The organism is Pseudomonas sp. F007 (assembly GCF_057814275.1).
Window position 1 is genome coordinate 300,374 of sequence record NZ_JBVATA010000010.1, and the last position, 26,300, is coordinate 326,673.

Sequence of the window (26,300 nt, forward strand, 5' to 3'; positions counted from 1 at the left end):
AGACAGTCATCGTCAGCGTTCACGACCTTCGCCAGCAAGCTGGCTCCTACAATGGTCTGCGCCGCTGACAAATATCTGTGAGCACCCAGCCCTCTGTAGGAGCCGGCTTGCCGGCGATGGCGGTGTGGCTGTCAGGCCGATCGCATCGCGGGCAAGCCCGCTCCCACAGGTTGTTGGCCTGCCGATGTGACTGTGCCAATGCAATCCACTGTAGGAGCGAGCCTGCTCGCGATGGACCCGAGGCCGCCGCGTACATTCAGACAGTCATCGTCAGCGTTCACGACCTTCGCCAGCAAGCTGGCTCCTACAATGGTCTGCGCCGCTGACAAATATCTGTGAGCACCCAGCCCTCTGTAGGAGCCGGCTTGCCGGCGATGGCGGTGTGTCAGGCAGATCGCCTCGCCGGCAAGCCCGCTCCCACAGGTTGTTGGTCTGCCAATGTGACTGTGCCAATGCAATCCACTGTAGGAGCGAGCCTGCTCGCGATGGACCCGAGGCCGCCGCGTACATTCAGACAGTCATTGTCAGCGTTCACGACCTTCGCCAGCAAGCTGGCTCCTACAATGGTCTGCGCCGCTGACAAATATCTGTGAGCACCCAGCCCTCTGTAGGAGCCGGCTTGCCGGCGATGGCGGTGTGTCAGGCCGATCGCCTCGCCGGCAAGCCCGCTCCCACAGGTTGGTCTGCCAATGTGACTGTGCCAATGCAATCCACTGTAGGAGCGAGCCTGCTCGCGATGGACCCGAGGCCGCCGTGTACATTCAGACAGTCATCGTCAGCGTTCACGACCTTCGCCAGCAAGCTGGCTCCTACAATGGTCTGCGCCGCTGACAAATATCTGTGAGCACCCAGCCCTCTGTAGGAGCCGGCTTGCCGGCGATGGCGGTGTGTCAGGCAGATCGCCTCGCCGGCAAGCCCGCTCCCACAGTGGTTTGAGGGTTGGCTATCGCCCATCGGCAACCTTGTAGATCAGCACCGCACAAGACCGCCGGTTGTCCGTTTGCGACTCGACCGTCAGCGGAGCGATCAACAAACCGAAAACCACCCCCACGGTCATCAGGCCCAGCACGATCAGCACACGACAGACGCCAATGGACTTATCCATGATTCAAGCCTCATGTGTCAGCCAGACATTGTTTGCGGCTATCCATGGCGAGCCTGACTCGGTGATATTGCCGAGCAATCAAACCGCCAATCTACCCGCTGCGTCTACTGTCAAAGTTGACAGGTCGCCCCCTGCACAGGCCTCACAAATTCAGTCCTGCAAAGCCACCGGCTTGCTCAATTCGCCAATCTTCTCCAGCCGCGCCCGCACGATATTGCGGCTGATATTGAGCAGGCGCCCGGTCTGCAATTGATTGCCATGGCAGTAGCGGTAGGCGGCGCGAAAGATCGTCTCTTCGATGTGTTCGTAGAGGTCGGGAATGTTCTGTTCGAACAGCGCATTCAGCGCCGTTTCCAGGTCCACCGGGCCAGTGGCGACCTGAGTGGGCGCACTGACCTGCTCCTGGCGAATCCCCGAGGAGCGCATGTCCACCAGGTGCAGGTCGCCCGGTGCCACCCGCTGGTTGCGGCACACCAGCAAGGCATGGTGAATGGAGTTTTCCAGCTCGCGGATGTTGCCCGGCCAATTGTGCTCAAGCAGTTTGCGCTCGGTCTCGATCGTCAGGGTCGCGCGGTTGTAGCCCAGGCGCTGGCAGTGTTCTTCGAGGAAAAACTCGGCCAGCGGCAGGATGTCCCCCGGGCGCTCGCGCAGCGGTGGCAGGCGTATGGTCGCGACGTGCAAACGGTAAAACAGGTCTTCGCGAAAATGCCCGGCCACTACCGCATCCGCGAGGTTGACGTTGGTCGCCGCCACCAGCCGCACATTGATCGGGATCGGCGTGCGTGAGCCCAGGCGCACCACTTCGCGCTCCTGCAACACCCGCAGCAGTTTGACCTGCATGTTCAGCGGCAGATCACCGATCTCGTCGAGGAACAGCGTGCCGCCGTTGGCTGCTTCGAACCAGCCGGCTTTATTGGTGGTGGCGCCGGTGAATGCGCCCTTCTCGTGGCCAAACAGTTCGCTCTCCACCAGGGTCTCGGCGAACGCGCCGCAGTTCACCGCCACGAACGGCTCGCGACCACGGCGGCTGAGGTTATGGATATGCCGCGCCACCAGTTCCTTGCCAGTGCCGGTCTCGCCGATGATCAGCGTGTTGGCCTCACTCGGCGCCAGGCGCTCGATGCGGCTGAGCAACTCCTGGGAGCGCGGGTCCTTGAAGACCAGGACGGTGGCGCGCACCGACTTGGTCAGTTCGCGTGCGTGGGGATGAGTGATCAGCGACATGGTGCATTCCTGGCAGTAAAAGCGCGGGCTCAATCATGCATCAGGATCTATAGATTAAATAATTATTAATTAATCTTTATATATTCCTTAAAAATATATGAAGAAACATTGCTCCTGCCCTGCTGCTGGAGCAGCAATCAACCTGCATGGACCTGCTGATCCACCAGCACCCAGCCGCCACCCGCCTCCCATCCATAAGCGCGCAAAGCCCCGGTTCACGAGGCCTGCAGCGATTTCGCAAAACGCTGGCATGCAATCTGCTCTAGCCCTGGCATAGCGCAGCCACTTATCGAGGAAGCACCCATGAAACGTCTCTGGCGCACCAGCCTTATCGCCCTCACCGGCCTGCTACTCAGCGCCACGGCCCTGGCCGAACAGGCGCCGTCCTCCGTCAAGATCGCCATCGTCGCCTTCACCCAGGGCGGCAAACCGGTGTTCGGCGGCATCGCCGGCCGAGTGATCGAGGAAGGCTGGCTCGAGCAGCAACTGAGTCAGCGCGGGGTCAAGCTGGAGTGGATCGCCCTGCCCCACGCCGGCGCCGGTCCGCAGATCAACGAAGGCTTCAGCAACAACAGCATCGACTTCGCCGTACGCGGTGATCTGCCCTCGGTGATCGCCGGCGCCGGCGGCGTGCCGGGCAAGCTGATCGTCCCTGGTGGCAGTGGCAACAACATCTACCTGGTGGTGCCGAGCAACTCCCCGGCCAAGAGCATCGACGACCTCAAGGGCAAACGCCTGGCCCTGCACCGTGGCCGGCCGTGGGAGTTCGCCTTCAGTAACTACCTGGGCAGCCAGGGCTTGAAGCTCGATGACTTCAAGATCGCCAACCTCAACCCGCAAGTCGGCGCGGCCGCAGTGTCGGCCGGCAAGGTCGATGGGGCGGTGCTGCTCAACGAGGCCTACGCCCTTGAAGACAAGGGCGTCGGGCGGATTCTCTGGTCGAGCAAACAGGGCCAGAACGACTGGCGGCTGATCTCCGACCTGTGGGGCACCGACGTCTTCGTCCAGCAGCACCCGGACCTCACCCAACTGCTCGCCACCGCCTGGGTCAAGGCCGCCTGGTGGATCTCCCAGGAGCAGAACCAGGACGCCTACTACCAACTGTCGTCGCGCGCCGGCACCGCCGAAAGCGTGTTGCGCCGTGACGACCAGAACGACCCGGTGGCCTGGAAAGAGCGCTGGGCACCGAAAACCGATGCGCAGCTCAAGGCCCATTACCAAGCGCTCACCGCCTACGCCCTGGCCAACCAATTGATTCGCGACAACTACGACATCAGCGCCTCGCTGGCCACCGGCTTCACCCGCCAAGCGCTGATCGACCTGCAACTCACTGACTACTGGCCCGCCCTGCGTGGCCAGGTCAGCAGCCAACCCTGACCCTTTGATAAGGACATCCCGATGAACCTCAGCAAGCGTTTTACCTTTGGCCTCAGCCTTCTCGCCCTGTCCATGAGTGCCCTGGCTGCCGGCGTGCATGCGCCCAAGCCCGACCCGCTGCAAGGCGACGGCCGTGTCTCGGCGTTCTACACCTGGCAACAAGTGATTCCGGCCACGCCGGGCAAACTGCTGCGCAGTGAACCGCTGGAAAAAACCCTGAGCCTGCCGAACGCCGCCAGCGCCCAGCGAATCCTCTACAGCTCCACCGACGGCATCGACAACAAGACGCCGATCGTGGTCTCCGGCACCCTGTTCCTGCCCAAGGGCGAGGCACCCGCCGGCGGTTGGCCGGTGGCCAGTTGGGGCCACGGCACCGTGGGCATCGCCGATGTCTGCGCACCGTCCTGGCAAGGTCGTTCCTACCGCGACGTGCAGTACCTGAGCCGCTGGCTCGACGAAGGCTACGCGATTGTCGCCACCGACTACCAAGGCCTCGGCGTGCCCGGCGGTCATCCGCTGCTGAACAACCGCATGGCCGCCTACGGCATTCTCGACGCCGCCAAAGCCGTGGTCGCTGGGGTCCCAGGGCTGGCCAACAAGGTGCTGATCATCGGCCAGTCCCAGGGCGGCGCCGGCGCTTTTGCCTCGGCCGCCTACGCGCCGACCTACGCCCCGGACCTCGGGGTCAAGGGCAGCATCGGCACCGGGGTGATCTACACCGTCGGCGCGAAAAACGTCGGCGAGCAGGACCCGAACAAGATCGACGCCTCCCTTGCCTACGGCTTCTACACCCTGCTCGCGGCCCAGCAATACGACCCGAGCATCAACCCGAAAGACTTCTACACCGACAAGGCCCTGCCGCTGTTCGAACAGGCGCGCACCAGTTGCCTGGCAGCGCTGGTCAGTGACGTGGTGGGCGTCGGCCTGACCCCGGCCAATGCGAAAAAGGACTACCAGGGCGACCAGCTCGCGGCGTGGCAGAAGCAGGTGTCCTACCCGACCCTGAAACTGGCGCAGCCGATCTTTATCGGCACCGGCGCCGAGGACAAAACCCCCGCCGCCGCAACCCAGGTGGCCCTGATGCAGGACGCCTGCAAAACCGGCTCGGTGGTCGAGGGCCACCTGTACAAGGGCCTGGGTCATAGCGAGACGGTCAACGCGTCGCTCAAGGACTCGGTGCCCTTCGCCCGCAAAGTCATCAACGACCAGCCTGTCACCCCCATCTGCAACCCCAGCGTGCAGTAAGCCGGAGCCACGCCCATGAGCATCGAATTCTTCACCCGCCTGCCGCTGCACGGCGAAACCCAATTCCTCCCCGGCGACCCACGCAACCGTGGCGACTGGCACCGTGGCGGCCCGAGCACCGGCGCCGTTTCCGGGTTCAGCGTCGGCGATCATTTCAGCTACATCGACTACCTCGGACAGATCGCCCGGGCCGCCGAGATCAACGGCTTTGGCGGCGCGCTGATGGTCAACGCACCGACCGGCGAAGAGCCGTGGACGGTCTGCTCGCTGCTGGCCCGCGAGACCCGCACCCTGCAGTTCGTCACCGCCTTCCAGCCCTATCACTACACGCCCTGGGTGGCGGTCCAGCAGGCCGCGACCTACCAGCGCGCCACCGGCAACCGGCTGGTGTGGAACATCATCAATGGCGGCTCGGACGTGATCCAGCGCCAGGTCGGCGACTTCAGCGATCACGATGAGCGCTATGCGCGCGCCACCGAGTTCATGGACGTGGTCAGGGGTTATTGGCACAACGAAAACTTCCACTACGACGGGCGCTTCTACAAGGCCGAGGGCGGTGGTCTGCGCGGGCCGCTGAAGAAGGCGCAACTGCCGCTGATCTGCACCGCCGGCTCGTCGATCGCCGCCCGCGAATTCGCCGCCAGGCACGCGGATTTCTACCTGATGCGCGCCGAGCATCCGGATGAAATCGCCGCGCTGATCGCCGACATTCGCCAGCGCGCGCTCAAGCACGGACGCACGGATATTCGCTTCGGCCTGTCGATCGATGTGATCACCCGCGAGACCGAGGAACTGGCGCGCACCGAGGCCAAGCGCTTCTTCGACGAAGGCATCGCCAAGGGCGCGGTCAAGGCCGTGGCCGCCCATGCCGGGCTGCGCACCGCACGCAAGCTGAGCTACGAGACCGGGTTTGCCGAGAAAACCGAGACCCAGTCGTTCGAGGATTTTTTCATCCACCCCAACGTCTGGACCGGCTTCGGCTACATCGGCATTCCGCCGGGCTGCGCGCTGGTGGGCAGCTACGACAACGTGGTGGCGCGGATTCGCGAGTACAACGCGCTGGGCATCGACCTGTTCTTCCTCGCCGGCTACCCGCACCTGGAAGAAGCCTATCGCCTCGGCGAGCACATCCTGCCGCACTTTCGCGGCGAGCGCGTGGCGCTGGAACGCAGCGCCGAGCCGCTCGCCGCGCTGCACTCGGCCAATGGAGCCTGAGCCCATGAGCGACCATCACTCACTGCTGAGCCGCCGGGATTTTCTCGGCCACAGCGCCCTGCTCGGCGGCGGCCTGCTGCTGGGCGGTGGGTTGCTGGCCGGTTGCGGCCCGGCCAGCGAGACCCCGGCAGCGCCTGGCGCCAGCGACCAACCGCGTTATGGCGGACGCCTGCGCCTGGGCATTCTCGATGGCAACCAGAGCGGCAACCTCGACGCCCATAAACCCATCGGCAGCGGTATCGTCCGTGGCTTCGCCCTGTACAGCAAACTCTGGGAGTGGGACGAGCAGATGCAGCCGCGCCTGGCCCTCGCCGAGTTCGCCGAGCCGAATGCCGACGCCAGCAGCTGGACCCTGCGCCTGCGTCCGGATCTCGAATTTCACCACGGCAAGACCATCGATGCCGACGACCTGATCTTCTCGATCCGCCGCCTCACCGATCCACAGCTCGCCTCGCCCTACGCCGCGTTGCTGCACTGGGTCGACCGGGACAACCTGGTCAAGCTCGACAACCGCACCGTGCGCCTGAACTTCCGCGAAGGCCGCAGCTACATGCCGCTGGCGGAGACCTGGGTCAACTTCGGCGGCATTGTCCCGGTGGACTATCACCCGGTCTCCAACCCGGTGGGCGCCGGGCCTTACAAGCTGAAGAGCTTCACCCCCGGCCAGCGCTCGCTGTTCACCCGCTTCGAGAATTACTACAAGGAGGGCAAGCCGTACGCCGACGAGCTGGAAATCATCGACTTCAAGGACCAGGTCTCGCGCCTCGCCGCCCTGCGCGCCGGGCAGATCGACATGGCCAACGTGATGCCCACCGAACAGCTGCAAGTGCTGCAAGGCGACCCGCGCCTCAAGGTGCTGAAATCGGTGACCGGCAACTGGCTGTCGTTCGACATGAACCTCGACAAACCGCCGTTCAACGACCCACGGGTGCGCGAGGCGTTTCGCCTGCTGGCCGACCGCGAGGAGCTGGTGCGCCGTGCCCTCAACGGTCAGGGCCGAGTGGCCAACGATCTGTACGCACCGAGCGACCCGACCTTCAACCACAGCCTCGGCCCGCGCCCCCACGATCCGCAGCGCGCCGCGCAACTGCTCAAGGAAGCCGGCCAGGAAAACCTCGAACTGGAACTGGTGACCACTCCGGGACCGGGGCTGACGTCGGCACTGGTCCTGGCCGAACAGGCCAAGCGCATCGGCGTCACCCTCAAGGTCAAGCAGGTCGACCTGGCGACCTTCCAGGGACCGCTGCGCAACGACTGGACCCTGAGCACCGGCGGCAGCATCGGCGCGCCGTTCCTCGCCAGTGCAATCCACACCGACGCGCCGTTTGCGGTGGCCAACAAGACCCACTTCAACGACCCGCACTTCAGCGAACTGTTCCTGCAAGCCATGGCCCAGCCCGACCTCGGCAAGCGCACGGCGCTGGTGCATCAGGTGCAGCAGATCCAGTACGAGCGCGGCGGCATGTTGATCTGGGGCTATGCCGATTTGCTCGACAGCGTCTCGACCCGGGTCGGCGGCGCGGCGGCGGAAGAATCGCTGTTCAGCACCTGGCGGTTCGAGCGGTTGTGGTTGAACGACACCGCATAACCCCCCTGTAGGAGCCGGCTTGCCGGCGAAGAAGTTGATGCGGTGTGGCTGATGGCCTCATCGCTGGCAAGCCAGCTCCTACAGGTTTCGTGTTGATCACAAATCCTGAGGAGCCCGTAAACCCTGTAGGAGCCGGCTTGCCGGCGAAGCAGTTGATGCGGTGTGGCTGATGGCCTCATCGCTGGCAAGCCAGCTCCTACAGGTTTTGTGTTGATCACAAATCCTGAGGAGCCCGTAAACCCTGTAGGAGCCGGCTTGCCGGCGAAGAAGTTGATGCGGTGTGGCTGATGGCCTCATCGCTGGCAAGCCAGCTCCTACAGGTTTTGTGTTGATCACAAATCCCGTGGTGCCTGCAAAACCTTGTAGGAGCCGGCTTGCCGGCGAAGAAGTTGATGTGGTGTGGCTGATGGCCTCATCGCTGGCAAGCCAGCTCCTACAGCGATGGCGGTAGACCAGTCACTACAGATTTTTTCCCTATTCCCGATTTTCTTCCGAGGCCCATGCCCCATGCCCTCTATCGCCTTTCGTTTGCCCTTGAAACCCTCCGCGCTGGCCGTGGCGGTGGTGTCCGCCCTGGCCCTGCCAGCGTTCGCCGCCGACACCCAACTGCAAACCGTCACCGTCCAGGCCAGTGCCAGCGACAAAGAAGACGACGCCCTGCCCACCCGGCCATCGACCTCGGTGTATGGCGGCACTGAAACCACCATCATCGACACCCCGCGCTCGATCAGCCAGATCAACACCGAACAACTGGCCAACGACCCAATCCGCAGTGCCGACGACCTGGTCAAATACGCCCCCGGCATCACCCGCGGTGGCGGGCAGAATGCCGGGATCGCTCCGCAATTCCGCGCCCAGGGCTCGGAAGTGTTCCAGGACGGCCAACGCGCCTATGGCGTGCGCCACCCGGCCAACTTCAACGCCTACGAGGGCGCCGACATCGTCGCCGGGCCGTCCTCGGTGACTTACGGCTCGGTGAGCGGCAGCGGTGGCTACGTCAACTACCTGAGCAAGAAGCCCAATTTCAACGAGTTCAAGACCCGTCTCAGCGGCGAACTGGGCAGTTGGATACCGGATGGCGAGTCCCGCGATTCGAGCAAGTTCAGCATCGACAACACCGGGCCGATTGCCGACAACCTGGCCTACCGGGTGAGCATCACCAAGCAGCGCCAGGAGGATTTCTACGACAACGTCGACAACAACTTCGACGCCTTCTACGGCGCCCTGGCCTGGCGCAACGACGACGTGCGGGTCGACTGGAACGCCGCCTACGACGATTACTACGACTACAACATTACCCACGGCTGGAACCGCGCCAACCAGGAGCTGGTGGATCACGGCAAGTACTACGCCGGGCGCGCCACACCGATCATCCAGAACGGCAGCACCCTGTGGTCACCGGTGCTGGCCTCCGGCGCGGCGGATGCGCCGACCCTCGGCTGGGTCAAGCGCCAACGCAACGCCCAGGGCCAGTACAGCGTGGTCGATGGCAGTTTCCAGAACGCCTCGCCCAACACCCAGGCCAACCCCGGCACCCTGCGCGGCTGGGTCTATGACCCGAACCTGGCTGGCAATGGCTTGAAGTCGCTGTCGTCGCAAACCGGCCAGCGCGATGAGGACGAGAGCAGCTCGCGACGCTTCACCACTCAACTGCATGTCGAGGCCGACCTGACCCCGACCATCACCCTGGCCAACAGCACCTTCTACCAGCGCTCGCGGGACAACACCGATGCGGTCGGTGCGTTCCAGGTGCAGTCCAAGGACAACCTGTTCGACAACCGCTTCGAATTCCGCTCGCGCAATGAAGTGAATCTCGGTGGCTGGACCCTCAGCGACGAGAGCAATACCGGATTGATTTACCGCCGCGAATTCAACCAGTCGATTGCCGCCAACAACAGCTTCGGTTCGACCATCAACGCCTACGACCTGACCCAGGACCCGTCGGGAAAAAACCCCGGCGACCTGCTCGGCCTCGACAACCGCAACCCGGCCGGCGGCAATGGCGCATGGATCGGCCAGCCCGGCGTCCCGCAGTTCTCGAACTACTACGGCTGGCTCAACCTGCCGCCGATGTACCCGGCCGGGCACGGCCTGTACGCCGAGTCGGTGGCGCCCTACACCGCCGAAAGCACCTGGACCACCCAGACTCTGTTCAGCCAGCACAACCTGAAGTTCGGTGATCGCATCGGCTTGAATATCGGCGCCAGCCGCAGCTGGATCGACGCCGAGATCGAAAACCCGTTCGTCCTCGCCGGCGGCAATCCGCGCAAGGACAGCGACAACTACCGGCTGTTCTCCTTCCAGGTCAGCCCCTACGTCAAGCCCACGGAAAACAGCACCCTGTACTACACCTTCGACCGCTCGCTGGCGGTCAACACCGGGTTCTTCTCCAACGGCCTCGGCTGGGGCAGCGGCGCCGGCGCCAACCAGCTCAACCCGCTGGCCTTCGAAAGCCTCAGCGTGCTGCATGAAGTGGGGCTGAAAGTCGAAGCCGTGCCCGATCAACTGTTCATGACCCTGGCCGCGTTCAAGCAGGAGCGCGATCAGTCACCCGACAGCAATAACAACATCGCACGCCTGGTGATCAAGGGCGTCGAGTCGAGCATTCGCTACCAGCCGGACGACCACCTGCGCAGTGCCCTGAACCTGACCAAGCTCACCGCCTACAACGAGTTCACCAGCCAGAGCGGCTTCGCCTCGGCCGGTTTCATCCCCGACAACGGCACCGTGTTCGGCGACAACAACAGCCTCAACCAGCGCCCGTCCGGACGCTTCGATGCGGTGCAGATTCCCGAATACACCGCCAGCGGCTATGTCGACTACCGCTTTGATTCCGGCTTCGGCGCCGAACTGTCCGGCTGGTGGACCAGCAGCTGGTACCTGAACCTGAGCAAGACGGTGAAGGTCCCCGACGAATACAACCTCGACCTTGCCCTGTACTACCGCCAGCCACAGTGGAGCACCACCCTGCGGGTGCTCAACCTCACCGACGAACTGAACTTCGTCAGCGGCCTGGCCGGCTCCACCAATACCTTCCTGCAACCCATGCCTGGCCGCACCGTGCTGGCCCAGGTCGATTACCAATTCTGAGTTCACTCTGGAGACTTGCTATGTCCATCGAATTTGTCGGCATGATTTTCCCCCGCCAGTGGTCCGAGACCCGAGGCGTGCGCAGCGCCGACTTCGACCTGCCGTTTATCCGTCATCATGCCCGCGCCCACGAGCAGGCCGGCTTTGACCGGGTACTGATCGCCAGCGGCCCGGGCAGTGCCGACAGCCTGCAGATTGCTGCCTACGCCGCCGCCCACACCGAGCGCCTGGGCTTCATGATCGCCCATCGCCCGGCCCTGACCGCGCCCACCGTCGCCGCACGGGCCTTCGCCACCCTTGATCACACCACTGGCGGCGGGCGCATCCGTCTGCACGCGATCACCGGGATCACCGCCGAGCCGCAGGAAGGCGACACCCTGCTGGACAAGACCGCGCGTTACCGGCGCACCGATGAGTACCTGGAAATCGTGCGCCGGACCTGGACCGCCGAAGAGCCGTTCGACTTCGAGGGTGAGTACTTCAACATCAAGGGCGCGTTCTCGCCGGTCAAGCCGCTGCAGCAGCCGCACATTCCGATTTCCTTTGGCGGGTCGTCGGATATCGCCTATCAGATCGCGGTCAAGCATGCGGATTTGTATGCCTTGTGGGGCGAGCCGTTGAGTGGCGTCGCCGAGCAGATCGCCAAGCTCAAGGCCGCTGCACGCGCCGCCGGAGTGCAGGCACCACGGGTGAGTCTGTCGGTGCGTTTGATCCTCGGCGCCACCGAGGAACTGGCGTGGCAGCGCGCCGAGCAGATTCTGCAGCAGATCAAGGCCAACCCGCAGTTCGCCGCCGGCAGCCCCTGGCAAAAACGCCTCAAGGGCACCGGCTCCGAACGCCTGCTGGCCGCGGCCGCCCAAGGCGATCGCCACGACCGCGCCCTGTGGATGCCCACCGCCACCGCCGTCGGCGCCTACGGCGACACCACAGCCCTGGTCGGCACCCCGGAAACCGTGGCCCAGGCGCTGCTGGATTACGTCGACCTGGGTGTTACCACGTTTCTTAATCGTGGCTATGACCCGCTGTACGACACGGTTGACTACGGGCGCTGGATCATTCCGGCAGTGCGCGAGGAAGCGCAACGGCGCAGTGCTCGCAAGGCGGTGGTCATTTCGTGATTGAGGACTGACGGATTACCTATCCACTCCCACGGTAACGCCCACTGTAGGAGCAGCCGGTCGACGCTCGAATGCTCGCGATGTTCGCCACCGATGATGCAGCTAACCTGGATGTACGCGGTGTTCTCAGGTTTTTCGCTGCGATGCGGCGACCCGACAAGCCAGCTCCTACACAGGGCTCGGCTGTCAGCTAGATACTCATCACCATCTGCCCACTATCAATGCGCAATTCCACCCCATTGATCGCCCTGGCCTCGTCACTGGCCAGGAACACCACGCTGGCCGCCACGTCCTCCGGTCGGCACATGCGGTTCATCGGGTCGCTGTCGATGGTCAGACGGTCCGGATCGACGCCCTGGGGAAATCCGCCGCGGGTCATGTCGGTGAGTACCCCATCCGGGTGCAGGGTGTTGCAACGGATGCGGTACTTGCGCCGGCGACACAACACCGCCACCGAACGCGACAAGGCCGCCACCGCGCCCTTGGAAGCACTGTAGGCCAGGTAATCGTCACGTCCGGCCAAGGCCGCGATAGACGACAGGTTGATGATCGACCCTCCACTGCCCTTCATCAACGCGATGCCTTCACGACAGCCGAGGAACACACTGTCGGCGTTGACCCGCAGCATCTTGTGCCAGTCGGCCAGGCTGGTCTCTTCGAGACTGCCGCAGATCAGGATCCCGGCGTTGTTGACCAGGATATCCAGGCGTCCGTAGTGCTCGCGCAGATGGCCGATCACTTCGCGCCACTGCTCTTCGCTGCTGACGTCGTGACGGATAAAAGCCACCGCCGCGCCGAGTTCGGCGGCCAGGGCCTGACCGGCTTCGACGTCAAGGTCGCTGATCAACACCCGTGCGCCTTCGGCCACCAACTTGCGCACGCTGGCGGCGCCGATGCCCCTGGCGCCGCCAGTGACCAGCGCCACCTTGCCGTGGACCCGGCCGTTGCTGTTGTTTGAATCGGTCATGGTGTCATCTCATGTGCGTGGGTCGCGGGGGATGGCTGAGCGGCGCGGGCCACGCTGGCCCCGGCGCGTCTGCCGGAAAACACACAGTCGGCCAGGGACAGGCCGCTGATGTACAGGTGCGAAGGGATGCCCAAGGCCGTGCGCCCGGCCGCGTACAGACCAGCAATCGCCTGGCCCTGGGCGTCCAGCACGGCACCACTGTCCTCGTCCACGCGCAGGCCACCGAGGGTCAATGCGCCGAGCGGAAACACCGGGTTGGTCACGGAAATGTCACAGGCGTAGAACGGCCCCTGTTCCAGCACCTGACGTCCGCCTTCGGACTTGCCGAACGGCTCCGGCGCCTCGCCACGGGCGGCCGCGTTGGCGGCCAGCACCGCAGCGCGCAGCGCGTTCGAATCCATCCCGGTGGCGTTGGCCAACTCACTCAGGTTGTTGCCCTTGCGCACCTTGAACAGCATCAGCGCCAACGCCGGAAAACTCTGGAACCACCAGTAGCCACCAAACAACGCCTCGCGGATCGCTTTTTTGCGCAACGGCGCATCCAGCACCAGCCAGGCCTTGCCGCCCTGCTCTTCCATCAACGGCTGACCGAGGGTGGCGCCATAGACTTCTTCGTTGCAGAAGCGCTGGCCCTGGCGGTTGACCACGATGCCCTTGTGCCAACTGTAGGGCGGATTGAGAAAGCGCCACGCCGAGACCCGCTCAAGCCCCGTGCCCTGGCCGCCGACACTGGCCCCCAGGCGCAGGCCGCTGCCATCGCAACCGGTGGCGCCAACCTTGAAGTTGCGGCGGAATTTCGGTGCGTGCTGTTCGAGCATCTGCCGATTGAAAATGAAACCGCCGGTGCTCAGGATCACCCCGTTACGCGCCCGTACTCGGCGCGGCCGGGCGTACTCCTGTTCGAGCTGGCAGATTTTTTTTCGCAGCTTATTGCAGTAGCCCGGGGCAAAGTTCTGCAGGCGTTCGGCGCGGGCTGCCAGGCGGGCATGCAATTGCGCCTCGCGACTGCCCTCGGCCAGGCACCAGAACTCGACACCCAACACCCGCCCCTGTGGATCCACCACCAGTCGCCGTGCCGCCGCTTGCAACAGCGGTCGCACGCCCGCCTTCAGACACGCCGACTTGAGATGGGCATACAACACCGCGCCACCCTGGCCCTTGCCCACGGTGCGATGGCCGCGGGGCGCCGGCGGCAGCGGACCGCCATGGCTCGGCACCAATTCGTTACCCGAGTAGTAGAGGAAGTAACCATCGGACGGATAGGAGGTCTTGCCCCCACCCGGCGGCATCTGGTGGGCATAGGGGGCGCCATGGCTCTCCAGCCATTGCAGGTTGCCCACACTGTCGGCACAGAAGCGCCGCAGGGTGTCGTCGCTGACTACATTCTGCGTTTCGTGCTTGAGGTAGTCGAACATGGCTTCGGGGCTGTCGTTGAAACCAGCCGCCTGCTGATGACGGGTACCGCCACCGGCATACACCACCCCGCCGCTCTTGGCACTGGCACCGCCGCCGGTGAAGCGGTCGGCGACCATGACGTCGGCGCCCCGGGCACATGCCTCAAGGGCAGCGCAGGCACCGGCCGCGCCCCAGCCCACCACCAGCACATCGCACATTTGATCCCAGGCGACGCTGCTGCTGTCGGCCACTTGCAAGGCCGGCAGCACCTCGGTGGCCGGAAGATTTTCGGACATCGACATGGTGCCTCCTAGTCCTGGCGAGCCAGGTGATTGGCGGCAACGTAGCCGAAGGTCATGGCCGGCCCGAGGGTGCCACCGGCGCCCGGATAGCTGGTGCCCATGACCGACGCCGAGCAGTTGCCGATCGCATACAGGCCAGCGATGGCGCTGCCGTCATCGCGCACCACCTGGGCGTGTTCGTTGGTCAGCAGGCCACCTTTGGTACCGATGTCGCCGGCATCCAGGCGCATCGCGTAGAACGGGCCTTTGCGCAGCGGTGCCAGGCATGGATTGGGCTTGACGTTGCTGTCACCGTAGTAACGGTCGAAGACGTTGCCGCCGCGGCCGAAGTCGAGGTCGACACCGGAACTGGCGTAGTCGTTGATCTTCACCGCGGTGGCTTCCAGGCCGGCCGGGTCGACGCCAATCTGCCGCGCCAGGCCCTCGAGGGTCTCGGCCTTCCAGTACAGCTTGTTCAGCCATTCCTTGCGCAGGCGACTGTCGGGCACTACCTGGCCTGGCATCAGCGGGCCCATGGCGTAGTTGAAGCGGAAATGCGCGTCGAAGATCACCCAGGCCGGTACCGATTTGCCGCCGGTCCTGCTGTCGTCCTTGTACATCGCGTCGACGAATTCCAGGTACGGCGCCGCTTCGTTGACGAAGCGCCGGCCCTGGCTGTTGACCACGATCGCACCAGGAAATGCCCGCTCGGCGAAGATCCCCCGAGGTTTGTCTTCACCGGGCACCGCAATGGTCGGCGCCCACCAGGCCCAGTCGAGCAAGGCGGTGGCGGCGCCCTGTTGCATGCCGGCGGTGAGGGCCGCACCGGTGTTGTTGCCCGGTGGCGTGGCGCTCCAGGCCTGGCGATTGGGCTTGGGCAGGTACTGGTCACGCAGGGTCTGGTTCTGCTCGAAACCGCCCGAGGCGAGGATCACCCCACGGCGCGCGTACAGTTGGCGCTCGGTACCGGCCTGTTGCACGGTGATCCCGGTGACCCGGCCGTTGTCGCTGATCAACCCGCAGAAATCGGTGTTGAGCCACAGCGGCACATGGCGATCCATCAGCGAGCGGCGCAGCGAGGCCACCAGCGAACTGCCCAGAGACGCGCGGCGATCCATCTTGCTCTTACTCTTGCGCCGCCATTTGAAGTCCAGCTTGTAGCGCAACATCAGTTTCATGATCAGCAGGCGCCAACCGAAACTGCGGGCCATGGCCTTGTGCGCGTCCCGGGCGGTCCAGGAGATGCAGCCCATCAGCAAGGTTGAGGGCGATGGCTTGCGCAGATTGGCCAGTTCATCACCCAGCAGACTGGTGTCGAACAGTTCCGGGTCGAGGGTACGTCCACCGGCCAGGGCGCCTGGCAGGTGCGGGTAATAATCGGGGTACTTGGCCGCCACGGCATAACGTACCCGGCTGGTGCGGGTCAGCGCTTCGATCATCTTCGGCGCGTTGTCCAGGTAGGCCCGCAGGCGCACTTCATCGACATGCTCGCCGGCCGCTGCCTTGAGGTAGGTCAGCGCGGTGGCGTAGCTGTCGTTGCCGCTGATGCGCGCAAAGTAGTGGTTGTTGGGGATCCAGATACCGCCCCCGGAAATCGCCGAGGTGCCGCCATACTGGTTGCTTTTTTCCACCACCAGGACGCTTAGCCCCTGATCGGCGAGGAACACCGCCGAGGTCATCGCACCGGCGCCCGAACCGACGACGATCACGTCGTACTGGGCCTGAGACTGAACTTGAGCCGTCATTGTTGTTATGCCATTAGCTGAGGTCAGGAAGAACCGCCGACGACGCAGCGGGTGCGCTGGCGGAGTGCACCCCATGATCAGGGGTGCGGGGGGAAGGGTTCATCGTCAATCCGGACTAGGGGGACCTGCGCCACAGATCTGTAGGAGCTGGCTTGCCAGCGAACCAGAGACCTCGGTATGTCAGACACACCGCCTTCGCCGGCAAGCCGGCTCCTACGGGGTCATGCGTCGCACATCTCTCCAGCGACCATCACAGATCCGTAGGAGCTGGCTTGCCAGCGAACCAGAGACCTCGGTATGTCAGACACACCGTCTTCGCCGGCAAGCCGGCTCCTACGGGGTCAGTCACAGATCTGTAGGAGCTGGCTTGCCAGCGAACCAGACACCTCGGTATGTCAGACACACCGCCTTCGCCGGCAAACCGGCTCCTACGGGGTCATGCGTCGCACCTCTCTCCAGCGACCGCCACAGATCCGTAGGAGCTGGCTTGCCAGCGAACCAGAGACCTCGGTATATCAGACACACCGCCTTCGCCGGCAAGCCGGCTCCTACGGGGTCATGCGTCGCACATCTCTCCAGCGACCGCCACAGATCCGTAGGAGCTGGCTTGCCAGCGAACCAGAGACCTCGGTACATCAGACACACCGCCTTCGCCGGCAAGCCGGCTCCTACGGGGTCATGCGTCGCACATCTCTCCAGCGACCATCACAGATCCGTAGGAGCTGGCTTGCCAGCGAACCAGAGACCTCGGTATGTCAGACACACCGTCTTCGCCGGCAAGCCGGCTCCTACGGGGTCAGTCACAGATCTGTAGGAGCTGGCTTGCCAGCGAACCAGACACCTCGGTATGTCAGACACACCGCCTTCGCCGGCAAGCCGGCTCCTACGGGGTCAGTCACAGATCTGTAGGAGCTGGCTTGCCAGCGAACCAGAGACCTCGGTATGTCAGACACACCGCCTTCGCCGGCAAGCCGGCTCCTACGGGGTCATGCGTCGCACCTCTCTCCAGCGACCGCCACAGATCCGTAGGAGCTGGCTTGCCAGCGAACCAGAGACCTCGGTACATCAGACACACCGCCTTCGCCGGCAAGCCGGCTCCTACAGCAGCGATGAGGCCAGCCCCTCCACCACAGGAACAGGGGATTACACCCTGGCCCTCCTGGCCGCCCACGGATGGGCCTGTTCCAGTTGTGCGGCCAGGCGCAGCAGAACGTCTTCGCCGCCCAGGCGTGCGGTGAACATCATGCCCACCGGCAGGCCGCTGTCGCTTTGCCCCAGCGGCAGGGAGATCGCCGGTTGGCCGCTGACGTTGGCCAGCACGGTGAAGCCGGCGCTGCCCATGGCGTGGTGGGCGTAGCTGTCCCAGGGTTGGTCGAGGGACAGCAGGCCGAGTTTCGGGGTCAGGCTGCCGGTGACCGGCGACAGGATCACATCATAACGTTCGAAGTGCTGCTCCATGGTCGCGCCGATGCTTTCGAACGACTGCCGTGCGCGGTACAGGTCGACGCCGCTGCTGCCTTTCGAGCGTTGCAGATTGACCAGGGTGATCTGCTCCAGGTCCTGGGCCGTGGCTTCGCGACCGAGGACTTGCTGACGCTCCTCGATCAGGCTGCGCAAGGCGGTGCCGATGACCATGCCGTGGGCGCCGAACAGCTGGCGTGGATCGACGTTCAACGTCAGCTCGTCGAGCTCATGCCCCAGGGCCTGCAACTGTTTGATGGTCTGCTCCAGGGTCGCGGCAATCGCCGGTTCCAGCGGCGCGCCGGTCAGCGACTGGCGGACCACCGCGACCCGCAACTTGCCCGGCTCGCGCTGCAGCTCTTCGACATACGGCCGCGCCAGCGGTGGCACCCAGTAGGCGCTGCCCGCTTCGTGGCCCTGCCCGGCATCGAGGAACAGCGCGGTATCACGCACCGAGCGTGAGACCACGTTGGCCACGCTGGCACCGAACCAGCCCTCGAAATGCGACGGCCCGCTGGGGGTGCGATAGCGGCTCGGCTTGAGGCCAACCAGGCCGCAATAGGATGCCGGGATACGGATCGAGCCGCCGCCATCGGTGGCGTGGGCCACCGGCACAATCCCCGCCGCCACCGCCGCGGCAGCGCCACCGGACGAACCGCCGGCGCTCATGGCCAGGTCCCACGGGTTGCGGGTCTGGCCCCAGGCCAGGGATTCGGTGGTGGTGGTCAGGCCGAACTCCGGGCAGGTGGTCTTGCCGAACGGCACCGCACCGGCTTGCTCGTAACGGGCGATCAGGGTGCTGGTGCGGGTCGCCGGGGGTGAGTCCTTGAACATCCGGCTGCCGTTGCTGGTGACCGTGCCCTGCAATCCGGTATTGAGGTCCTTGATCAGCAGCGGCACCCCGGCCAGGGCGCCCTGGCTCAGGGTCCCGGCGGCGCGGCGGCGGGCGAGCAAATCGCGGGCGTAGGCCTCGTGCAGCATGTTCACCGCATTGACCCTGGGATTGACCTCGTTGTAGCGCGCCAGTGTCGCCGCCAGCAGGTCTTCGGCGCTAAGTTCGCCGCTGCGGATTGCCTGGCTCATGGCCCAGGCGTCCATGGCCTGGTAGTCGCTGGCCGACAGGCCTTGGGCGCGCACGTCGGCGAAGCGTCCCAAGAGACCGACGCCGACAGCGACGGCACCGGCCTTGAGCACACTGCGACGCGGCCAGCCGGGGGTGGAGGGTGGTACTGCGAGTTCTTGGATTTCCATGGAATCGGTCGCGCTCTTTTTATTAGTGATGGGAGTTGCGGTTCAACCAACATTGAAGCGTGTAGACAATTGATCCAGGGCCCGCGCCAGTTGTTCGAGGTCGGCGGCAGCCACGGCGCTGCGTCCGGCATTGGCCGACAGCGCGCCGGTACCGCTGGAAACATTCTCGACCCGCGTGACCATCTCGCGGGTGACCCGCACCTGTTCGGTGATGACCGTGGCAATGGTGTCGACGCTGCGGATCACATCATCGGTGCCGCTGCGGATTTGCGCCACCGACTCGCCAGCCTCATGGGCCAGGTCGACGCCGTCACGCACCCGGCTGACCACCCGCCCCATGCCATCGACCACCGCCAGGGTGCCCTGCTGGATGCGTTGCACGGTGAGGTCGATTTCGCCGATCGAGCTGGCGGTGCGTTGCGCCAGTTGCCGCACTTCGTCGGCGACCACGGCAAACCCCCGCCCTGCCTCACCGGCCCGCGCCGCCTCGATGGCGGCATTGAGCGCCAGCAGGTTGGTCTGCTCGGCAATGCTGCGGATCACCTTGAGCACCTGGCTGATGTCGGCGGAAAATCCTTCAAGCTGGCGAATATGCACGGCAGTGTCGCCGATCAGTGCATCGATGCCGGTCATGCCGTCGGCCATGTCGCGGATGAATCCCTCGCTCTTGCCCGAGCGCCGCGCTGAATGCTGGGTGATGTCCCGGGACACCCCGACCTGACTCTGCACCTGGTCGATCGAACCGGACAAATCCGCCACCGCGCGAAAGATCCCGTGGACCGCGAGCGCCTGCTGCTCGGTGGCGGTCGACGCCAGCTCGGCGGTCTCGGCCATGTGTGCGGCCTCGTGACTGACCCGGCGCACCAACTCGCGCATCTGCGAAATCAGGCCGTTGAGGCTGTCACGCATCTGCGCAATATCGCCCAGCATCAGGGCAAACTCGTCGCGGCCCTTGATCTCGATCGGTTGCAACAGATCGCCACCGGCAATCGCCCGTACACTGGCACCGGCCTGGGCGAAGGCACGCTTGAGCCGACGCAGGGTGGAAAACGCGGTGAGGCTCCCCAGTAGACCACCGACCACGGCCAGCACCAGATACGCCAGCAAGGTCGCCCGATAACGTTGCTGCGCCGCCTCGTAGGCCTGCGCGGCGCTGGCTTTCTGCAGCGCCTGCAACTTGCCCAGTTCGATCACCGCAGCAGTGCCCTCGGGCTCGGCCATGCGCAGGAACGACAGGATCCCCGACAGACGAAAATCGCCGGCACGCAGGGACTCCATGAGAATCGCCAATTCTTCCAGCCAGGCGCGATAGTGCTGATCGAAAGCTTCGGCCGCCTGCAACTCGGCAGCGCTCAACTCACGCTGGCGATAGCTGGCCCAGGTCGCCGCCAGTGCCAGGTTATTGCTTTCGATCGCCGCCAGGGTGGCTTCCACCGGCCGGTCAAACGCCGCCACCAGCGGCCCATCCGGATCGTGCTGGACCGCCAGCAACGCCTGGCGCCGACTCTCGTCGAGGCGATGCTGGAGATCGCCGAACAGCAGCAGCGTCGCCAGGTTGTCCTCGTTGATGGCCCGCAAACTGTCGCGCGCCTGTTGCAAGCCATAGGCTCCCAACAGCACCGCGAAGACGAACAGCAGCGTCGCCAGCAGCGCCCAGAGCCACAGGCGCTGGGCGATGGTGATTGCCTTGAACATGGTCAATGGCCTGTCTCAAGCAGCCCCGGGGCTGCAATCAGTCGGAGGTGACCCCGGCCAGCATCGCCGCCAGGTAGTGCTCGCCATAGGGCGGCAACAGGCCCCACTCGCGACGCGGGTCGTGGGCCGGGGCCTTGAACACCGTGCGCAGATGACTGAACTGGAGAAAACCTTCGCGGCCATGGTAATGCCCCATGCCGGAAGCACCGATGCCGCCGAACGGCGCATCGTGCAGGGCCGCATGCATCATCACCTCGTTGATGGTCACCCCGCCGGACAGGGTCTGCTCCAGCACCTGGCGCTGCTCGGCCTGATCCTCGCCGAAGTAGTACAGCGCCAGCGGCCGTGGCCGGCTGTTGATCTGCGCGATGACCTGGTCGAGGTCGTCGTAACTCAGCACCACCATGGCCGGGCCGAAGATTTCCTCGTGCATGATCTTGCTGTCCTCTGGCGGATCCACCACCACTCGCAGCGGCCGGCGCCGGTCTTCGTTGTCCACCGCCAACACTTCGGGCAGGCATTCGATACGCGCACCCCGACCTTCGGCGTCAGCCACCAGGCCTTCGACGCGATCCAGATGACGCTGATTGACCACCGCCACCACATCCGGATTGCCGGCAACTGTCGGATTGAGGTCGCGATAGGCACCGCGCAAGGCCGCGAGGAAATCCTCAAGGCGCGCCTTGGGCACGTAGACCAGGTCCGGGTTGATGCAAATCTGTCCGCCATTGCTGGCCTTGCCGGCGGCGATGCTGAAGGCAGCTTTCTCGAGGTCCGCACTGCGCGACACGATCACCGGCGACTTGCCGCCCAGCTCCAGGGTCACCGGCACCAGGTTTTTCGCCGCGTTGGCCATGACCAGTCGCCCGACCGCCGTGCTGCCGGTGAAGACCAGGTGATCGAACGCCTGGCTGCTGAAGGCTTCGCCCAGCTCGGGGCCGCCGTTGACCACTGCCACCACCAACGGGTCGAGGTGTTCAGCGCACAATTTCGCCAGCAGTTCCGCGGTGCGCGGCACCACTTCCGAGGGCTTGAGGATCGCCCGGTTGCCGGCGGCCAATGCCGAGGCCAGCGGGCTGAACAGGGTATAGAGCGGCGCGTTCCAGGTGCCGAGGATGCCCACCGAGCCTTTGCCCTGGTACATCACCCAGGCACGGGCGCCGAGTTGGTCATAGGGGGCGAAGACTTCGCGCGGTTCGTCCTGCATCCACGCGTGCAAATGATCGCGGGCGTATTTGAGCGAGGCCAGGGCACCGAGCACGTCGTTCATCAGCGAGAAACCGGCGGGGCGTCCGCCAAAGTCCTGGTCGATGGCGGTGGTCAATGCCTCGTGATGCTGCACCAGCAGGTCGATCACCTGCTGCAGGCGCTGGCGGCGGGTGTCGGCGCTGACATGGCCGGCGCTGGCAAAGGCGCGTTGCTGTTGCGCCAGCAGGCTGCCCAGGGCCTGTGACGAAGACGTCGCTGAACTCATTGTTATCCCCTTGCAGGTTGGCTCGATGGCCGGTGAGCGCCCGATGCGCCTGATGCCACCCTAGCCGCGTAGCCCCCTGTGCAACCACGTCCAATCGGACGATGCCCCTGCATTGGCGTTAGTCCGTTGAGACGATGTTGAGCCTGCGCAATCGCCCAATACTGGCCATACGAAAATCCCCACCCCATGAGGCCAGTCATGGCAATGCAAAACATCAGTTTCGATCCCCAGGCCTTCCGTGCCGCGCTCGGCACCTTTACCACCGGGGTCACGATCATCACCACCCAGAGCGAAGATGGCTCGCCGGTGGGTATTACCGCCAACAGTTTCAATTCGGTGTCGCTGAATCCGCCGCTGGTGCTGTGGAGCCTGTCCAAGCAGGCGCGCAGCCTGCCGGTGTTCAGCAACGGCAAGCACTGGAACGTGCATGTGCTGTCCACCGAACAGGAAACCCTGTCGGGCCGTTTCGCCACCCAGGGCGAGGACAAGTTTGCCGAGATCGAACTGGACAACGGCGTCAGCGAGGCACCCTTGCTGCAGGATTGCACCGCGCGCTTCCAGTGCCGTACAGCCTTCCAGTACGAGGGTGGCGACCACGTGATCTTTGTCGGCGAAGTGCTCGCCTTCGACCACAGCGACCGCGCTCCGCTGGCGTTCCAGAGCGGTCAATACGCCCTGGCCACGCGCAAGCCGCGCAGCGAACTGCGCCTGGCGACCACCCCGCCGCCACCGGAGTGCAGCTACACCGAGGACCTGCTCGGCTACCTGCTGGGGCGTGCGCACTATCAGGCGCTGAACGCCTTGCGCCAGTTGCTCAACAGCCAGCAACTGGACGAACAGTCGTTCTTTATCCTGTCGATCCTGTGCATCCGCGACAACATGACCCTCGACGAAATCAACACCTTCGTCACCTACACCGGCCGCGAGGTGACCCTGGCGAGCATGCGCTTCCTCGAGCGCCAGCGCCTGGTGGCGTTCGAGGGCAGCAGCGAGGCGTTGCGCTTTGTGCTCACCGCCCAGGGCCGCGAAGTCTCGGTGCATCAGTTGGCATTGGCCAAGGCGGTGGAGGAAGACCTCTCAAGCAAACTCGGCGCCGCCGACGCGCAAGCCTTGAAAGTCCTGCTCAAACGTCTGATCTCGGTCAGTGACCCTGGCCTGCCCGACCTGTGGGCGCCGCGATGACCGTGCACCAGAGCGCGTTGCCTCCCGCCCATGTCGGTTGGCGCAGCCATGGCCTGCTGCTGTTGCTGGCCCTGGTGTTTGCCGACAACTTCGTCGGCCGGCAGATCCTCGCGGTGATGGTCGAGCCGATCAAGGCCGAGTTCGGCGTCGGCGACACCGCCATCGGCCTGATCTCGGGCCTGGCGTTTGCCGCGGTCTATGCGCTGATGGGGCTGCCGGCCGGTCGGCTGGTGGACCGCATGCCGCGGGTGCGCCTGCTGGCGCTGTCCTGCCTGCTCTGGGCACTGGCGACCATGGCCTGCGGCTGGGCCGGCAGTTTCATTGCGTTGGCGGTGGCGCGGATGCTGGTGGCGATCAGCGAGTCGCCGACCACTTCAGCCTCGCTGTCGTTGATCGCCGACCTCTATCCGCCGCAACGGCGCTCGTTCGCCATCAGTTGCTTTACGGCGGCACCGACCTTTTCCTCGATCATCGGCCTGAGCATCGGCGCCTGGGTGGTCGAGCACTACGGCTGGCGCAGCGCGTTCATCGCCCTCGGCCTGCCGGCGCTGGCGTTCTGCACCCTCCTCGCAGGACTGGTTCGCGAGCCGCAGCGCGGACGCTGGGACCTCACGCCACACGCCCCGGCTCACCCGGCGCTGCTCGGGATGGGCGCCGAAGCCCGCAAGCTGTGGGCGTTGCCGGCCTACCGTTGCCTGATCCTCGCCGGCGGCCTGACCACCCTCAGTTCCTATGCGGTGGGCATGTGGAACACCAGTTTTCTGGTGCGCTCCCACGGCCTGTCGCTGCAACACGCCGGCTTGCTGGCGGGGGTGATCTGCGGTATTTCGGCGGGTATTGGCGGACTGTTCAGCGGCTGGCTCAGCGATCGCCTGTGCCGCCGTCATCCGCACTGGCAGGTATCGATCCCGGTGATCGGCCACCTGACCGCCCTGTCGGCGCTGGTCCCCTACCTGCTGTGGTCCGACAGCCTGCTGACGCGCCTGGGCAACGTGCCGATCCCCGCGGCCATGCTGTGGTGCGCGCTGTATTCGTTCTTTGCCGTGTGGTGGGTCGCGCCGTCGTACAACCTGGTGACGCAACTGGTCCCGGCCGCCCGCCGCGGCACCGCCATGGCCTTGCAGACCATCGTCAGCACCCTGCTCGGGGTTGGCGTCGGGCCGCTGCTCACCGGCCTGCTCAGCGACCTGTTGCTGCCGCAATTCGGCCAGCAATCACTGCGCTACGCCCTATTGCTGGTGAACCTGCCGATCCTCTGCGCCGTGCTGCTGTTGATCCGCACCGCCCGCCACGCCGCCCCCTCCCACTATCGCCACGCCGGATAAGCTGCCATGGCCACCCACCTCGCCACCGCCCTGCCCAGCCCCCGCGAGCGCCTGCTCGAGGCCGCCGCCGAACTGTTCGCCGAACACGGCTACCAGGCCATCGGCCTGCGCGACCTGGCCAGCCACCTCGGCCTGCAACCCGGCTCGCTGTACCACCACATCGACAACAAACAGGCGTTGCTGTTCGAGTTGATCGAGAGCGGCCTGAGCGACCTTGTGCAGCACACCAGCCAACGCCTCAAGGGCGCACGCAGCCCTGGCAAACGCCTGGAATTGTTCGTGCGTGGGTTCATGGAGTTTCATGCTGCACAGCCGCACTCACTGAGCTTGATCTGTCGTGAGTTTGCCAATCTGGACGAGGGACAGAAACGCCGCATTGTCGGTTTGAAGGAGCAGTATGCGGCGCTGCTGCGGGGGATCATCGGTGATGCCGAGGGCGGGATGGCTGAGACGGTGATTGGGCTGTTGTTCGGGCAGGGGCATTGGTACAGCGCGGCGGCGAGCGAGGCGCAGATGAGTGAGGGGGTGCGGCGGCTGGTGGGTTTGGCGTGTGCGGTTCGTTCGACTTAGGACTGCGCCCCTGGCCGGCTCAGGGTTTCACCCATGGTTCACCAATACTCAAGGTGATCAAGTACCGCTCTTGCGTGGGATGCCTATAGTCCTTGAATCGATGCACCATCATCATGATCTGGTACTGATCACCGGCTTGCCAGTACGTAGTGCCCCCTCTCCTCACATCACGCAGTTTGGCACGCCATTGTGCGGTGTCGGCGATGGGTGGGGATTCATTGGGCAGCGTGGGAACCCAACCGCCTTGGCGCCACTGCTCCTGAAGATCGAGGGCGACTTTGAGGATGTCGTCGAGCAACAGCGGCTCGATTTGCGGGGACATGCGGATGCTGCCGACCAATCCATCACGGCTAAAACCAACGGTGAAAAAACGTGCTGATGGCGTGGTGAACCCATATTTTCCATGAACGAATCGTAGTCGGGCATCCGTTGCCGGGATGCCGAACGAAATGTGCCCGGGGATAGTTGGACCTATTGACGCACTAGAGCGTTGGCGCATGTTTTCCCAAGGCTCACCCATCACTAACGCAATTTCCTTTTCCGATTGTGCTTCGATGCCCCAGACCAGCAGCCCGAGAATTGCTAAGCCCCAAGCCCCCCGTTGCCAACCAACAGGAAGAAGCAGACTCATCGCACCCCCCCGCCGGCGGAAATATCCCGGATCGCTTGCTCGATTCGGAAGCGATCACCGCCTTGCAGCAGTTGATGAAACTGGGCTGCCGCCCTGAGTACAAAAGCCATGCGTTGCTCGATATTGGACAGGTCGGCCAGTGGATTATTGCCGAAACCGATGGTGCGCCCGTCATCGACGGCGACACACTGGCTGGCGAGGGTCAGCTCGATTGGCTGGGCCGCTCCAGGCAAGAGGTTGGTTACATAGGCCAGGTGATTGCCACGAAGCAGGGCAACCAATAACGGATCGCTATACATCGTTGGCTGCAAGATATTGACCTGTTCGTGTGTGGCAAGATGCTCAACACTCTCCGCAATTC

General features: G+C 64.5%; 19 protein-coding genes. 9 read left to right on the plus strand and 10 right to left on the minus strand.

The genetic code is table 11. The features are described 5' to 3' along the window. Nucleotides 1–943: 943 nt before the first annotated feature. Nucleotides 944–1,105, minus strand: a complete 162-nt coding sequence (locus ACZYR5_RS25455; RefSeq protein WP_489092162.1) for a hypothetical protein — start codon at nucleotides 1,103–1,105, stop codon at nucleotides 944–946. A 150-nt stretch (nucleotides 1,106–1,255) separates the two neighbouring features. Beyond that, a complete protein-coding gene (locus ACZYR5_RS25460; RefSeq protein ID WP_489092163.1) occupies nucleotides 1,256–2,329 on the minus strand; it encodes a sigma-54 interaction domain-containing protein in 1,074 nt (357 codons plus the stop codon). Between the two features lie 303 nt (nucleotides 2,330–2,632). Here ACZYR5_RS25460 and ACZYR5_RS25465 point away from each other — a divergent pair, with 303 nt between their 5' ends. The 6 genes from ACZYR5_RS25465 to ACZYR5_RS25490 all read left to right on the plus strand — a co-directional run bounded on the left by ACZYR5_RS25465 (nucleotide 2,633) and on the right by ACZYR5_RS25490 (nucleotide 11,962). Continuing rightward, nucleotides 2,633–3,706, plus strand: a complete 1,074-nt coding sequence (locus tag ACZYR5_RS25465) for an ABC transporter substrate-binding protein (RefSeq protein WP_489092164.1) — start codon at nucleotides 2,633–2,635, stop codon at nucleotides 3,704–3,706. A 21-nt stretch (nucleotides 3,707–3,727) separates the two neighbouring features. After that, nucleotides 3,728–4,951, plus strand: a complete 1,224-nt coding sequence (locus ACZYR5_RS25470; RefSeq protein ID WP_489092165.1) for a lipase family protein — start codon at nucleotides 3,728–3,730, stop codon at nucleotides 4,949–4,951. A 15-nt stretch (nucleotides 4,952–4,966) separates the two neighbouring features. After that, a complete protein-coding gene (locus ACZYR5_RS25475) occupies nucleotides 4,967–6,166 on the plus strand; it encodes an LLM class flavin-dependent oxidoreductase (protein ID WP_489092166.1) in 1,200 nt (399 codons plus the stop codon). A 4-nt stretch (nucleotides 6,167–6,170) separates the two neighbouring features. Beyond that, nucleotides 6,171–7,754 (plus strand): ABC transporter substrate-binding protein, encoded by a 1,584-nt coding sequence (locus ACZYR5_RS25480; protein WP_489092167.1) that lies wholly within the window; start codon nucleotides 6,171–6,173, stop codon nucleotides 7,752–7,754. A 507-nt stretch (nucleotides 7,755–8,261) separates the two neighbouring features. Beyond that, nucleotides 8,262–10,844 (plus strand): TonB-dependent receptor, encoded by a 2,583-nt coding sequence (locus ACZYR5_RS25485; RefSeq protein ID WP_489092168.1) that lies wholly within the window; start codon nucleotides 8,262–8,264, stop codon nucleotides 10,842–10,844. 20 nt (nucleotides 10,845–10,864) lie between these two features. Next, complete coding sequence (locus tag ACZYR5_RS25490) at nucleotides 10,865–11,962, plus strand: LLM class flavin-dependent oxidoreductase (RefSeq protein WP_489092169.1); 1,098 nt, start codon at nucleotides 10,865–10,867, stop codon at nucleotides 11,960–11,962. Nucleotides 11,963–12,152: 190 nt separating this feature from the next. Here ACZYR5_RS25490 and ACZYR5_RS25495 read toward each other — a convergent pair whose 3' ends face one another. From ACZYR5_RS25495 to ACZYR5_RS25520, 6 genes are all read right to left on the minus strand, one after another. Further along, nucleotides 12,153–12,929, minus strand: a complete 777-nt coding sequence (locus tag ACZYR5_RS25495; RefSeq protein WP_489092170.1) for an SDR family oxidoreductase — start codon at nucleotides 12,927–12,929, stop codon at nucleotides 12,153–12,155. Continuing rightward, nucleotides 12,926–14,626 carry an FAD-binding protein gene (locus ACZYR5_RS25500; RefSeq protein ID WP_489092171.1) on the minus strand — a complete coding sequence of 567 codons (1,701 nt, stop codon included), beginning with the start codon at nucleotides 14,624–14,626 and terminating at the stop codon, nucleotides 12,926–12,928. The genes ACZYR5_RS25495 and ACZYR5_RS25500 overlap by 4 nt, the downstream gene beginning before the upstream one ends. An 8-nt stretch (nucleotides 14,627–14,634) precedes the next feature. Then, complete coding sequence (locus ACZYR5_RS25505; protein ID WP_489092172.1) at nucleotides 14,635–16,350, minus strand: FAD-dependent oxidoreductase; 1,716 nt, start codon at nucleotides 16,348–16,350, stop codon at nucleotides 14,635–14,637. Between the two features lie 1,143 nt (nucleotides 16,351–17,493). Beyond that, nucleotides 17,494–19,062, minus strand: coding sequence for an amidase (locus ACZYR5_RS25510; protein WP_489092173.1), 1,569 nt, complete (start codon nucleotides 19,060–19,062; stop codon nucleotides 17,494–17,496). 42 nt (nucleotides 19,063–19,104) lie between these two features. Then, nucleotides 19,105–20,757 (minus strand): methyl-accepting chemotaxis protein, encoded by a 1,653-nt coding sequence (locus ACZYR5_RS25515; RefSeq protein WP_489092174.1) that lies wholly within the window; start codon nucleotides 20,755–20,757, stop codon nucleotides 19,105–19,107. A 37-nt stretch (nucleotides 20,758–20,794) separates the two neighbouring features. Next, nucleotides 20,795–22,258 (minus strand): coniferyl aldehyde dehydrogenase, encoded by a 1,464-nt coding sequence (locus ACZYR5_RS25520; protein WP_489092193.1) that lies wholly within the window; start codon nucleotides 22,256–22,258, stop codon nucleotides 20,795–20,797. Nucleotides 22,259–22,429: 171 nt separating this feature from the next. On the opposite strand from ACZYR5_RS25520, the gene ACZYR5_RS25525 reads away from it, so the two are divergent. From ACZYR5_RS25525 to ACZYR5_RS25535, 3 genes are read left to right on the plus strand one after another with little or no spacing between them, the layout of a single operon-like run. Beyond that, complete coding sequence (locus ACZYR5_RS25525; RefSeq protein ID WP_489092175.1) at nucleotides 22,430–23,413, plus strand: flavin reductase; 984 nt, start codon at nucleotides 22,430–22,432, stop codon at nucleotides 23,411–23,413. Continuing rightward, a complete protein-coding gene (locus tag ACZYR5_RS25530; RefSeq protein ID WP_489092176.1) occupies nucleotides 23,410–24,738 on the plus strand; it encodes a spinster family MFS transporter in 1,329 nt (442 codons plus the stop codon). Before ACZYR5_RS25525 ends, ACZYR5_RS25530 begins: the two co-directional genes overlap by 4 nt. Before the next feature lie 6 nt (nucleotides 24,739–24,744). Next, nucleotides 24,745–25,308, plus strand: a complete 564-nt coding sequence (locus ACZYR5_RS25535) for a TetR/AcrR family transcriptional regulator (RefSeq protein ID WP_489092177.1) — start codon at nucleotides 24,745–24,747, stop codon at nucleotides 25,306–25,308. A gap of 19 nt (nucleotides 25,309–25,327) precedes the next feature. Here the strand turns inward: ACZYR5_RS25535 and ACZYR5_RS25540 are convergent, their stop codons facing one another. Then, entirely contained in the window at nucleotides 25,328–25,939 is a 612-nt protein-coding gene (locus ACZYR5_RS25540) for a hypothetical protein (protein WP_489092178.1), read from the minus strand. Beyond that, the coding region (locus tag ACZYR5_RS25545) for a DUF2515 family protein (protein WP_489092179.1) at nucleotides 25,936–26,300 on the minus strand (365 nt) is incomplete at its 5' end. The genes ACZYR5_RS25540 and ACZYR5_RS25545, both read right to left, overlap by 4 nt.